6 protein-coding genes and 3 tRNA genes are annotated in these 13070 nt (G+C 57.1%); 4 read left to right on the top strand and 5 right to left on the bottom strand.

Annotated elements, in window-relative coordinates; genetic code table 11:
• Nucleotides 1-18: 18 nt before the first annotated feature.
• Entirely contained in the window at nucleotides 19-1167 is a 1149-nt protein-coding gene (mltA, locus tag ABIB18_RS15850) for a murein transglycosylase A (RefSeq protein WP_031374712.1), read from the bottom strand.
• Nucleotides 1168-1370: 203 nt separating this feature from the next.
• Here mltA and ABIB18_RS15845 point away from each other — a divergent pair.
• The 3 genes from ABIB18_RS15845 (at nucleotide 1371) to ABIB18_RS15835 (ending at nucleotide 1724) form a co-directional block, all read left to right on the top strand.
• Nucleotides 1371-1447, top strand: a tRNA-Met gene (locus ABIB18_RS15845).
• A gap of 58 nt (nucleotides 1448-1505) precedes the next feature.
• Nucleotides 1506-1582 (top strand) — tRNA-Met (locus ABIB18_RS15840).
• A 65-nt stretch (nucleotides 1583-1647) separates the two neighbouring features.
• Nucleotides 1648-1724 (top strand) — tRNA-Met (locus tag ABIB18_RS15835).
• Between the two features lie 110 nt (nucleotides 1725-1834).
• Here ABIB18_RS15835 and amiC read toward each other — a convergent pair.
• Entirely contained in the window at nucleotides 1835-3079 is a 1245-nt protein-coding gene (gene amiC, locus ABIB18_RS15830; protein WP_354474764.1) for an N-acetylmuramoyl-L-alanine amidase AmiC, read from the bottom strand.
• 232 nt (nucleotides 3080-3311) lie between these two features.
• Here amiC and argA point away from each other — a divergent pair, with 232 nt between their 5' ends.
• A complete protein-coding gene (gene argA / locus ABIB18_RS15825) occupies nucleotides 3312-4652 on the top strand; it encodes an amino-acid N-acetyltransferase (RefSeq protein ID WP_031374711.1) in 1341 nt (446 codons plus the stop codon).
• A 50-nt stretch (nucleotides 4653-4702) separates the two neighbouring features.
• Here argA and recD read toward each other — a convergent pair whose 3' ends face one another.
• The 3 genes from recD to ptrA are packed head-to-tail and all read right to left on the bottom strand — an operon-like array spanning nucleotide 4703 to nucleotide 12968.
• Complete coding sequence (gene recD / locus ABIB18_RS15820; RefSeq protein ID WP_069728881.1) at nucleotides 4703-6544, bottom strand: exodeoxyribonuclease V subunit alpha; 1842 nt, start codon at nucleotides 6542-6544, stop codon at nucleotides 4703-4705.
• Nucleotides 6541-10080: an exodeoxyribonuclease V subunit beta gene (recB, locus tag ABIB18_RS15815; protein ID WP_046289222.1), complete on the bottom strand. Its 3540-nt coding sequence runs from the start codon at nucleotides 10078-10080 to the stop codon at nucleotides 6541-6543. The genes recD and recB overlap by 4 nt, the downstream gene beginning before the upstream one ends.
• Nucleotides 10077-12968, bottom strand: a complete 2892-nt coding sequence (ptrA, locus tag ABIB18_RS15810; protein WP_354474762.1) for a pitrilysin — start codon at nucleotides 12966-12968, stop codon at nucleotides 10077-10079. The genes recB and ptrA overlap by 4 nt, the downstream gene beginning before the upstream one ends.
• Nucleotides 12969-13070 lie beyond the last annotated feature (102 nt).

Raw genomic sequence — 13070 nt, 5'->3', positions numbered from 1 at the left:
AGGCCCGCAGAGAAGAAATTAGTTGGAACCGAGTAGCAGTGAACCATTATTACCGTTTTGCGGGCTGGAGAACAGCGGTTGTCCGGCACCCGGTGCGGCTTTCAGCACCCAGACGCGGCCATAGTGGTTATAGAAACCGGCCAGATGGGCGGCATCCGGCCCAATCCCCTGATAGATGTCGAAGTGCTGGCCTTTAATCGCCCCACCCACATCCAGCGCGACCATCAGGCGCATCTCATATTTGCCGTTGAATTTGCCTTTCTCATTTAACTGTGGCACTTCCGCCAGCAGGGCCGTACCGGCCGGAATGATTGAGCGGTCAGACGCAACCGACGCTTTTGCCACCAGCGGCACCGCGCTGGCACCGCGTACTGGCGCAAACGGCTCTGGCTTAAAGAAGACGAATGACGGATTGGTTTCCAGCAGTGCACGAACTTCCTGCGGCGAGTGTTCCTGCGCCCACTGGCGAATCGCCTGCATCGACATATCTTCACGCTTCACTTCGCCACGATCGATCAGCTCTTTGCCGATACTGTGGTAGCCCCAGCCATTTTTGCCAGCGTAACCAAAGAAGCTCATCGGGCGACCATCGCCAAAGTCGACGTAACCACTGCCCTGCACATCCATCATGAAATTATCAATCAGCGAGTTGCTGTAGGCGATGACGTAACGATCGTCGAGGCCGCCACTATAGATAGAAGCGCGGCTCGGGAGTTTTTCTCCGCGCTTACGCGGCGGCATGCGATAAATCGGGTACTGGAATTCGCCCTGACGGGTATAGCGCGCTTCAACCACCGGCGTGTAGTAGCCGGTGAACTGCACATTACCGTAGTTATCGGTTCCTTCCATCTGCCAGGCATTCAGGCCAAACTGCTGCAGCTGACGGGTATCCGCACCGGCCATCAGCCAGCTTTCGATGGCGCTGTAGGTGCCATTCTGACGGCTGTACAGCCCTGACGAGGCGGTCTGGATCTGGCGCACCTGCTCGCCAAAGTCCCGGCCATTCACCGGGCTGCCTTTGGCATTCGGCTGATTAACCAGCGCCAGCGGCTGTTCCAGTTTGCCATCTTTATATTGCTGACCGCGATCGGTCGGTTTAGAACTACAGCTCGCCAGCAACGCGATCAATGCGCCGGTCAGTGCAATCCTGGCCCAGTGTGCTTTCATTGTTGTCTCTTTTTATAAATGTTCGTCCCGCGACGATAGCAAAGCGCCCGACAGAATGAAATCCATCCGCTTTCTCCCCTTTGCCATCAGTTCAATAATTCGCCAGATGGTTGATTCCTTCAGCAACTGACTGTAAATTTGACCTTTATGTGCAAAAAGGGGTTGCATCAAATAACGCGCGGAGTATAGTGCGCATCCACGGACGCGGGGTGGAGCAGCCTGGTAGCTCGTCGGGCTCATAACCCGAAGGTCGTCGGTTCAAATCCGGCCCCCGCAACCAATACTTCTGCAGCAGTTTACAGAAGTGACAATGTGAAAGTCGCTAAGCGCAATACGGACGCGGGGTGGAGCAGCCTGGTAGCTCGTCGGGCTCATAACCCGAAGGTCGTCGGTTCAAATCCGGCCCCCGCAACCAATACTTCTGTAGCAGTTTACCGAAGTAGAAATGTGAAAGACGCTAAGTGCAAAGAGTAATACGGACGCGGGGTGGAGCAGCCTGGTAGCTCGTCGGGCTCATAACCCGAAGGTCGTCGGTTCAAATCCGGCCCCCGCAACCACTCATTTAAACACCTGAAAGGGTGTTTTTTTGTTTCTGCCGTTCCTGATTTCATCTTCATCGCTGCCTGACGTTAAGCAGCAGCGGATAGCACAGGCTACCCGCAAACCTTTATCGGTGCGCCAGCGCCGCCCCACTCTGCACGTATGCCTTGATTCCCTGCAAAATCGCCTCTGCCACCTGATGCTGATAACGGGTGGTGCGCAACTTACGCTCCTCTTCCACGTTACTGATAAAAGCCGTTTCCACTAGGATAGATGGAATATCCGGCGCTTTCAGAACCGCAAACCCGGCCTGATCCACCGTACGCTTGTGCAGATGGTTGATCCGCCCCATACGGTGCAGCACCTCTTTGCCGAACTTCAGGCTGTCATGGATGGTCTGCCGCTGCACCATATCGAACATGGTATGGTCGAGATAACGATCGCCGCTCTTACTGACGCCGCCAATCAGGTCAGATTCATTCTGGGTCTGAGCCAGAAAACGGGCCGCGGCTGAGGTCGCGCCGCTGGTAGAGAGTGCAAATACCGAGGAACCACGCGCCGCCCGGCTGGTGAACGCATCGGCATGAATTGAGACGAACAGATCGGCGCGCTGCTTGCGGGCTTTGGCCACTCTGACGCGCAGCGGAATAAACACATCTTCATTGCGCGTCATGTAGGCCTTCATGTTGGCCTCTTTATCGATTAACGCTTTCAGCCGCCGGCCGATCTTCAGCACAATATCTTTCTCACGGGTTTTATATTTGCCGTGCGCGCCCGGATCTTCGCCGCCATGGCCGGGATCGATCATGATAATGATCGGACGATCGCGCCCGGCTTTACCCGGTAGCGGTGCCTGCACCGTTTCATCTTTCTCAAGATCGCCCTGGTTATAATCCCTCAGCAACGCCAGCAGCGGATCGTCTTCAACCTGATTCTTGCTCGGATAGAGATCCACCACCAGCCGGTGATTGATCCCCGCCACCGGTGACAGGTTAAAGATCTTCGGCGCTACGCTGCGCTTTAGCTCCAGCACCACCCGCACCGTATTGCTGTCAAACTGGCCGACACGCGCATTTTTGATGAAGGGGTCATCCACCCTCACCTGCTTATCAACGCCTTTCAGTACCGTATTGAGATGCAGACCTTCAATATCGATCACCAGCCGTTCCGGATGACTCAGGGCAAACTGCTTGTACTTCAGTGCCACATTCGATTCCAGCGTCATACGGGAATAGGTTGATGACGGCCAGATGCGTACCGCGACGATATGGTTTTTAGCGGCCATACCGACCCGGCTGACGCTTAACAACAGTAACGCGCCGGTTCCTTGTAAAAATCGTCTGCGTGAAAAGTGGGAATTAAAATCCGACATGCCGCTCCAGCTGCTGTGTAATGTCTAAAAAAGCGCCAGTTAATCAAATGGCGGCGAAAACTTTATCCAATCCAGAAGGTGATGTCACCCCGGAAACCCTAAATAATGCAGGCTGTTAGCGGCTTTGACACCCGAAAAAACGTAAATTTTCGTCAGGATTAGCGCTTGCAAAATTGCAGCGAAAAGAATAAAAATACAAAAAATCCGAATAAACATTCACTGAGGGCTGGCTGTGAAGGAACGTAGTACTGAACTGGTTCAGGGTTTTCGCCATACCGTTCCCTATATCAATGCCCACCGGGGTAAGACGTTTGTCATCATGCTGGGCGGCGAAGCGATCGAGCATGAGAACTTCTCGGGCATCGTTAACGATATAGGCCTGCTGCACAGCCTCGGTATCCGCCTGGTCGTGGTCTATGGCGCCCGTCCGCAAATTGATGCCAGCCTCGCTGAACACCAGCTTGAGCCGGTCTACCACAAGTTTACCCGGGTCACCGACGCGCAATCGCTGGAGCTGGTGAAGCAGGCGGCCGGTCGTCTGCAGTTAGATATCACCGCCCGTCTTTCGATGAGTCTCAACAACACCCCGTTGCAGGGCGCGCATATCAATGTGGTCAGCGGCAACTTCATTATTGCCCAGCCGCTGGGTGTCGATGATGGCGTCGATTATTGTCACAGCGGGCGTATTCGTCGTATCGATGAAGAGGCGATTCATCGTCAGCTGGATAACGATGCGATTGTGCTGCTTGGTCCGGTGGCGGTGTCAGTGACCGGTGAGAGTTTCAACCTCACTTCGGAAGAGGTCGCGACCCAACTGGCGATTAAACTCAAAGCGGAAAAGATGATCGGCTTCTGCTCTGAACAGGGTGCACTGGACAGCGAAGGGAATATCATCTCCGAACTGTTCCCGAATGATGCCCAGGCGCGCATTGACGAGATTGAAAGCAGCGGTGATTACCTTTCCGGCACCGTCCGTTTCCTGCGCGGCGCGGTTAAAGCCTGCCGCAGCGGCGTGCGTCGCAGCCATCTGATCAGCTATCAGGAAGATGGCGCGCTGTTACAGGAACTGTTCTCACGCGACGGTATCGGCACCCAGATTGTGATGGAGTCAGCTGAGCAAATCCGTCGTGCCAATATCAATGATATCGGCGGCATCCTCGAACTGATCCGGCCGCTGGAGCAACAGGGCATTCTGGTGCGTCGCTCACGTGAACAGCTGGAAATGGAGATTGATAAATTCACCATCATTCAGCGCGATAATCTGACTATCGCCTGTGCCGCGCTCTATCCCTTTATGGATGAGAAGATCGGTGAGATGGCCTGCGTGGCGGTCCATCCCGACTATCGCAGTTCATCGCGTGGTGAAATGTTGCTGCAGCGCGTGGCGTTGCAGGCGCGTCAGATGGGGCTGCAAAAGCTGTTTGTGTTAACCACCCGCAGTATTCACTGGTTCCAGGAACGCGGCTTTACGCCGGTTGATATTGAGTCGCTGCCGGAGAGTAAAAAAGAGATGTACAACTATCAGCGCCGCTCAAAAGTCCTGATGGCCGATCTGAGCCGAAACACGCTGTAATCGCCAGCAGGGCCGGACGGTTAATACCGCCGGCCCTGTTTGCCTGCCGGTTATCCTGCCTCGCCCAGCCGCTCAACCAGACCGCTACGCCGCTGCGTTTGCAGCTGTACGGCTCGCTGGAACACTCCAGGATCGCTGTAGAGCGTCAGCTGTTTGCGGGCGCGAGTAATCGCGGTATAGACCAGCTCACGGGTCAATACCGGCAAAAACTGGGTTGGCATCACCAGCGCAGTATGTTCAAACTCCGACCCCTGCGATTTGTGTACCGTCATCACCCAGGCAGTTTCATGCGAGGGCAAGCGGCTCGGCTGAATCGCTTTGATGCTGCCATCCGGCAACGGGAAAAAGACTTTCAGGTTGCCCTCTTCGTCGCGCAGCGTAATGCCGATATCGCCGTTGAACAGCCCCAGCGCACTGTCGTTACGGGTGATCATCACCGGTCGTCCGGCATACCAGCGCCCGCCGATCGCGGGGCGACGGATTCGCTGCAGCTGCATCAGCCGTTGTTCAACCCGCTGGTTAAGACCCTGAACGCCAAAGGGCCCGTCTCGTAACGCACACAGCAGCTGATAGCGGCCAAAGGCGGCCAGCACCTCGGCAGGTGATGCCTGTTGCCGGATCAGCTGCAAATAAGGCTGATAGCCCTGCGCCACATCATCCAGCATCGCCTGATAGGCTTCGCCACTGGTTAACGGCTGATAGCTGAGATCCTGATAGCCCGCGGCGAACACCGCTTTCACCTGCTGTGCATCGCCGAGGTTAATTGCCTGAGCCAGCTGGCCAATGCCCGATTTTGCGTCAAAACGGTAACTTTTTTGCAGCAGACAGATACTGTCGCGAACGGCAGGCGCCAGCCGATCGTCACTGCCCTGCAGCGCACACCCGGTCAGCAATGCGAGCTGTTCCGCACGTGCCAGACTGTAGCCGCTTTCGGTACAGCGACAGATATCGCCCAGCACGGCCCCCGCCTCGACCGAAGCCAGCTGGTCACGATCGCCAAGGAAGACTACCCGCGCATGGGCCGGCAGTGCGGCAATCAGCTTCGCCATCATCGACAGATCGACCATTGAAGCTTCATCGACCACCAGCACATCGAGATGCAGCCGGTTACCGGCGTGATAGCGCAGACGCTGGGTATCCGGCTGCGCGCCCAGCAGTCGATGCAGCGTGGTCGCTTCCGTCGGAAAGCGCTGACGTTCTTCCTCGCTGACGGCTAAATTTTGCAACGCGTTGCCAAGCGATTCGGTGAGCCGCGCCGCGGCTTTGCCGGTTGGAGCGGCTAACTGAATCCGTAAGTTGCCGGGATTAAGCCGTATCAGTGCGGCGAGTAGTTTGGCCACCGTAGTGGTTTTTCCGGTGCCGGGCCCGCCGGAAATAACGGCGGTCTTGCGGGTCAGCGCTACAGCGGCGGCGATTTTCTGCCAGTCATCCGGACGATTGCCGAACAGGGTATTCAGCACCTCACTGGCCGCCTCGGCGTCAAACGGCGATTTCACTTCCTGCAGGGCAAAGAAGCTCGCCACTCTGCCCTCGCTGTGCCACAGACGATGCAGATAGAGACGGCGGTTACTGAGTACCAGGGGGGTAATCAGGCTGCCGTCACTGACCGCAGACCAGCCGGCCAGCAGCGATGGCCAGTCATCCGGCGCGCCGGCAGCCTGCCACAGAGCCTGCGCCAGCGCGGGCTGACGGCCCGCAAACAGGCCCGCTTCGCTCAGGTTATCCAGCGGCAGACAGACATGGCCTTCTCCCGCTTCCGCACTGACGCAGGCCGCCGCGAGCAGCAACGCCGGTTGTGATTCATCCGCCAGCAGGCGGGCAAACTGAATATCTAACGGCCGCAGGAGACGCTTCTCTACCGCCTGAAGCAGTAAGCTCAGCATTTCACTCATGACATCTCCCTGGTATGACCAAACAACGCATCAATCTCTTCAATAAAGGCTTCGCTGGGACGGGTGGCGAAAATACCGTTATCCGGCGAACTGCCATCCATCCCGCGTAAAAACAGATAAAACACCCCGCCGAAGTGGCGCTGATAATCATAATCCTGCAGACGGTGCTGAAGATAGCGATGCAGCGCCAGGGTATACAGCTGATACTGTAAATCGTAGCGGTGGTCGATCATTGCCTGCGCCATCGCCTGTGGGGTATACGCGGCGTGGCTCTCTCCCAGCCAGTTCGACTTATAGTCGAGCAGATAATATTTTCCCTGCCAGCGGAACACCAGATCGATAAAGCCTTTTAACATACCCTGCACCTGACGAAAATCGAGTGCCGCCGCCTGTTGTGAAAGCGGGTCGTGACGGCGCAGCAGATCGTCAAGCTCGGCAGCGGTCAGCAGATTATTGATAGGCAGATAGAACTCCATCTCGATCAGCCGGTCACTGCTGTTTATCGCCGACAGCGTCAGGCCGTCATCATTGAGCGGCGTATGCAGTACCCGCTCAATCCACTGCTGGATCACCGGTAACCAGCTCAGCGGATAGCCATGATGCTGCAACTGATCTTCCAGCCAGAACGCATCCGGCGGTTCGGCAAAGTCGATCGATTCAAACAGACCGTGCAAAAAGGTTCCCGGTGCGGCACCGCGTGGAAAGTGGTGAGGCGTGAGAGCCGCTTCCTCGCCGCTCTCCTCTTCGCCTGCCGCATCAATATCGAAATTCGGCAGCGCATCCAGCAGTGCGGAGCTGTGGTGCTGTTGCAGGCCCGAGTAACTGGTGACCCGCCAGGCATCGGCCAGCGCGCGCGTCACCTCACGACTGCTTAAGGCTTCATCGCCGGTCGGCCGATCCTGCCAGACTTCACCCGGCCGCAGATCGTCAGCGATCACCTCGATCCCGTTGCCGCTTAACGCCGCTAACCGCTGGCTGAGCTGTTGCGCATCGGCCGCTTCGCCCCGCTGCACCAGATAACCGAGCGCGCTCTTGTGCAGATCGCTGTCGCCCTCTTTTTTACGCGTTCCTTTGATCAACGGCGCAATACCGACGCTGCAGTGATAAACCGAACGGGTCAGCGCCACATAAAGCAGTCGCAAGTCCTCTGCCAGTCGCTCCTCTTCAGCCAGTTCCATGCTCTGTGCATCACCCTGCACATCCAGCAAGGCGGCAAAACTTTCACGATCGTGATAAAGCGCACTGGCCGCCTCACGGTAGCCGGCGGCAAACGGCAGCCAGACCAGCGGATATTGCAGCCCTTTCGATTTATGGATGGTGACGATTTGCACCAGATGGCGATCGCTTTCCAGCCGCAGCTGCTGGCTGGCCGCCTGGCTATTGGGCCGCGCAATCTGCTGGGCCAGAAAGCGCACCAGCGCATGCGGACTGTCGAGCTGCACTGAGGCTTCCTGTAACAGTTCGCCCAGATGCATCAGATCGGTCAGGCGGCGCTCACCGTTTTCGGAGGCCAGCATATTTTCAGCCAGCTGACGCTTGATCATCACGTCGCGCAGCATCGGCAACACACCACGCTGGTGCCAGAGCTGCTGCCAGACGGCAAACTGCTCGACCAGCGCATCCCATTCGCGCTCATTTTGGGTCAGTGCATCGAGCGTGGCGGCGTCAATGGCGAAGATAGAGGTCGCCAGCGCACTGCGCACCAGTCGCTCCTGCTCCGGTGCCTGGATCGCCTGCAGCAGCCACAGCAGTTCCCGCGCTTCAGGCGTGGTATAGACGCTGTCGCGACTGGAGAGATAGACCGAGGGAATCGACAGTGCATTGAGCGCATCGCGGATCAAACCCGCTTCGTTACGACTACGCACCAGCACGGTGATATCGGATGCGCGCACCGGACGCAGCGAGTCACCCTTTCCTAAGCAGGCGCGTCCCTGCTGTCCGGCCACCAGCCAGCGGCTGATATCCGCCGCACACTGACGCGCCATAAACTGCTGATAATCGCTGCTGCCGACGCCTGCACCGGGTTGTAACCAGAAACGCAGCGCCGGTTGCGGCCGATCGTCATAGATCAGTTTCAGCGCCTGATTCGGTGCCGCCGGTTTGACCTGCAGGAAAGGAATAGCGGAGAACAGAAATGGGGATTCCAGCTGAGAAAACAGCCGGTTAACGCTATCGACCATTTCCGGCGACGAGCGCCAGTTAGTATCGAGCGTGTAGTGAGCGCTAACTTCACTTCGCGCGCGCAGATAAGTAAAAATATCCGCGCCGCGGAAGGCATAAATCGCCTGCTTAGGGTCACCGATTAGCAATAGCGCCTGTTCTGGCTGGTTGATATAGAGCGTGCGGAAAATGCGGTACTGCTGCGGATCGGTATCCTGGAACTCATCGATCAGGGCGACCGGGAACCGTGCCCGAATGGTCTCAGCCAGCAGGGTGCCGCCCGGTTGCTGCAACGCCTCATCCAGCTTGCTCAGCAGATCATCAAAGCCTAACAGCGCCCGCAGCCGTTTCTCACGCTGGACGGTGGCGCGCACGTCAGTCAGCGCCTGTGCAATGATCACATCCCGCAGCGACAGCGGTTCCGCCAGAAACTGATCGATTGCGTCAAACACCGGATGGCGCGGGGCTTCACCTTTTTTGGTTTTCTCCTCCAGCACCTGCTGACCAAAACGCTCCAGCTCTTTCGGCAGTTGATAATCCAGCGTTTCGCTGTTGGCCCACTGCGTGACTTTCGCCACCCAGACCGGCAGGTTTTTACTGCTGTAGCTGCGCTTATCGACGCCGGATGCGCTGATGATGCCTTCCACGTCGGCACTGAGCGACTGCCACTGCTGCTTGATTGACGTAATGCGCGCCAGATTGCGGGCGTGACGTGACGCCAGAGTCTCATCGGCAGCAGGTGGCCGCTTCAGGCTGGGCGATTCACCCTGTAGCCAGGGGCGCAGCGTGGTCAGCAGGCTGTCCGGCCCGCTCCATTCCGCCGCAATTACCCGCGCCACATCAAGCGACAGCGGATAGCACTGCCGCCGCCAGAAATCGGCGGTCGACTGCTTCAGCAGCGCCTGCTCATCTTCAATCAGCTCCTGCTCAAACAGCATGCCCGATTCAAACGCGTTGAGGTTGAGCATCCGCTGGCAGAAACCGTGGATAGTAAAGATCGCCGCTTCATCCATCTGCCGCTCGGCCGCCAGCAGTTGCGCTGCGGCGTGCGCTAAATCCGGTATCTGGTCAAGCAGCAGCTGATGCATCGGATCGCCGCTGCTACCGCGAATACAGGCCAGCCGCAGCTGATGAATATTTTCGCGGATACGTCCGCGCAGTTCAGCGGTCGCGGCCTCGGTGAAGGTCACCACTAAAATTTCTTCAACCGACAGCGGACGGCTGTAAGCATTTTCGCCGCCCAATCCCAACAGCAGACGAAGATAGAGCAAACCAATGGTAAAGGTTTTTCCGGTCCCCGCTGAGGCCTCAATCAGCCGCTCACCTCTGAGCGGCAGCGTTAAGGGATTCAGGGATTCGGCAGGTAACTGCGTCATTGGGTCTCACTCTTTACCGGCAGCGACTGCTGCAACTGCGCCACTTCATTCCAGGTTTTCCAGCCTGGCAGCTGGGCAAAGGCCACTTTTTCGTTGCTGTTTCCCGCGATCTGCGAGGTCATCACCATACCGGTGTGTTGTATCACCGCATGCTGGAAGAAATCAGCCAGGCTGGCTGGAGTCAGCTGTTTAATCTGCGCAATCACTTTCTGGCGCGTGTCAAAGTCGTCATTCTGCCGGTCAAAGTCGCGGCTATAGCGATCCGCCTCCTCATCCAGTGTCTGAGGACGCTGCTGCAGATCATTGATCATCGCCTGCTGATACTGGGCAAAATCGGCCTGACTCATCGTGCGTAAGCGTTTCTCCGCCTGCGGATAGAAGGCCTGATAGCGCTGCAGCAGCCAGGCCGGTTGTTTGCTGTTGCTCTGCAGCAGGAAACCGATCCCCCACTGACGGCCTACCGGCATCTGGAAGGCAAACACCGCATAGCCAAGTTGCTCTTCAGTGCGTAGCTGGTTGTAGAACCACGGCTGCACAATCTGACTCAGCATCGAGCTGTTCGCCATACTCTGGTATTCGCCATAGCCGAGCGGTATATAGAGCGCCGCTAAGGCAGAATCGGTGCTGCTGCCCTTCTGTTGCAGGTTGGCTTTAAGCGGTTTTTCGAACGTCACATACTTACTGCGCCAGGTGTCAGTGCCGGTGCTCTGCATCTGCTGCTTCAGTTCACGCCCCAGCTGGATCACGCTGTCGGCACTCAGGTTACCCACCACCATCATTTCCGGCGTTGCCGCGCGGAACAGTTCATCGCGATAGGCGGTGACATCATTAAGTGTGATAGCACTGACCAACTTGCGACGCGTTTCCCGCTGGGTGTAGGGCAACTGCGACAGCAGCTGCATCGGCTGAATCGCCTGTTCAAAAGCTTTACCTTTGTCCGCTGCCTCCAGCCGTTCCAGATACCAGGATTTGGCCTGCTCCAGTTGCTGTTGCGTCGGCTGGAAGTGAGCATAGCCTTCAACCAGTTTCTTCAGCAGGGTTGGCAGGCGCTGAGTAAAGCCGCTGGCGCTAAACACCAGCCCCTCATGTTCGCCGGTTGAAAAACTGATGCCACCGACCGATGCCTGCGAGTTCAGCTCATCCAGCGCCAGGCTGGAGAGGTAGTCATTGAGGCCAAACAGTACCTGCTGGCGCGCATCACTGATGGCGTTCTTGTTACGCAGCGCCAGGGTAATCGCAGCTTTTGGCTCGCTGGCGTAAAACTGACTGGGCATCCAGTAGATACGCATACCGGCATCATTTTCCAGCCTGACCGGATGTGAATAGTGTTTATCGTCCGCCGGCAGCAGGGTGAAGTCATCCGGAATATAAGGATTCAGCGTGGGCATCGAAAGCGCAATCTGGCTGCTGCGTTGTTGCCAGTCGGCAAAGGTCGCCGGCGTAATTTTTTCAACCTGATACGGCGCATCAACAAAGTACGCCTGTTTATTGTGCGGTTCCTGCGGGCTGATATACCAGATACGCGCCTGCTGTGGCGTCATCTGATCCAGCCGTGCCTTGATGGCCGCGACATCATACTGATCCGCCAGATAAGGCGCATCCAGCGTGTGCTCAACCGGCACCCGCAGCATGGTATCCGCCAGCCATTCGATGTAATCCATATCCCGGGTAATTGAGGGATAGCGGAAGTCGAGCGCCAGCACGTGAGAGACCTCATCGAAATAGCGCTTATCATCTGCCTGCTCACGCAGCAGGTTGATGTAGCTAAAAATGGCTGCGACCACTTCATCGCGCTGCGCCAGACCTTTGTCGGTCAGCGAGGCGGTAATCGCAAACACGCCGCCGTTGCGATCGGTCATCGGGTCAGCCCCGGCATTCACCCCGTCGGCTAAGCCCTGTTTTTGCAGCCAGTCGGTCAGGGTATTTTTACTGCGGTTGCTGATCAGGTAGCTAATCAGGGTGTCGGTTTTGCTGCGAAAACGGTCGCTGTTATTAGCAATGCGAAACTCAATCTTAAGCTGTTTGCGTGGCTGAGCCGGAACGTAATGGATCAGAATGCCCTGCTGCTCAGCCGTCACCACCGGTACGCTGATTGCCGGTACGCTGGCGTTATGGTTAGCCACCCGACCAAAGGTTTTGGCCGCAATTGACGCCATCTCCGGCAAGGTTTTGTTGCTGTAGATCACCGCTTTCATCAGATTGGCGGAGTAATGGGTATGGTAGAAATCCAGCAGCGCCTGGTGCAGTTTGCTGTCGGGTTTGTCTTTGAGCGTATCGAGATTACCGCCGGAAAAACGCGACGCCGGGTGGGCCGGGTTGAGCGTTTCTGCCCCGACCTGCGCCATGCGTAACCCGTCGCGCGAGCGCGCCATCGTCAGTTCAGCGTTGACCGCATGGCGTTCCCGATCGGCGTTGACCGGATCAAGTAGCGGCGCGGCAACCGCATCTGCCAGACGATCCACCGCCGGCTCCAGTGAAGCATTTTCCACTTCCAGATAAAAGGCGGTGCGGTAAGAGGCGGTACTGGCATTGTGGCTGCCACCGTGCTTTTTCAGGAACTCCGCCAGATTGTCCGGCTGCGGGTAATGGGTTGATCCCATCAGCACCATATGCTCCAGATAGTGCGCCAGGCCGAGCTGCTGGTCAGGATCGTCCAGTGAGCCAATCGGTAAGGTCAGCGCCGCCAGCGATTTGGGGGCAACCGGATCGGAAACCAGTAATACCGTCATGCCATTGTCGAGCCGGATAGCCTGATACTGACGGGGATCGTGTTCACTCTTGCGAATGATGTCGTTAATTGGTTGCCAGCCCGATTCGGTCTGCGCCATGGCAGTACAAGCCACCAGGCCTATCAGAAGCGCCGCAAACCAGCGTGCGTATGTCCGCATGTAAACCCCTTACGTTACCCAATAAACCGCCAGTGCCTGACACCGCGGCTCAAAGCAGAGCAAACTTTCTGTGTAATTGGCCAGTGAGCAAATTGCTGTCTG

This window comes from Pantoea sp. UYEF8 (genome assembly GCF_040546285.1).
GTDB classification, from domain to species: Bacteria; Pseudomonadota; Gammaproteobacteria; order Enterobacterales; family Enterobacteriaceae; genus Pantoea; species Pantoea brenneri.
The sequence above is the reverse complement of the archived record's forward strand: the minus strand, read 5'-3'. Positions and strand labels throughout refer to the sequence as shown.

Excerpts from the sequence above, each read along its gene's own strand:
- mltA (WP_031374712.1), bottom strand. The coding sequence starts at position 1,167 with ATGAAAGCACACTGGGCCAGGATTGCACTGACCGGCGCATTGATCGCG.
- recB (WP_046289222.1), bottom strand. The coding sequence starts at position 10,080 with ATGACGCAGTTACCTGCCGAATCCCTGAATCCCTTAACGCTGCCGCTC.
- amiC (WP_354474764.1), bottom strand. The coding sequence starts at position 3,079 with ATGTCGGATTTTAATTCCCACTTTTCACGCAGACGATTTTTACAAGGA.
- ptrA (WP_354474762.1), bottom strand. The coding sequence starts at position 12,968 with ATGCGGACATACGCACGCTGGTTTGCGGCGCTTCTGATAGGCCTGGTG.
- recD (WP_069728881.1), bottom strand. The coding sequence starts at position 6,544 with ATGAGTGAAATGCTGAGCTTACTGCTTCAGGCGGTAGAGAAGCGTCTC.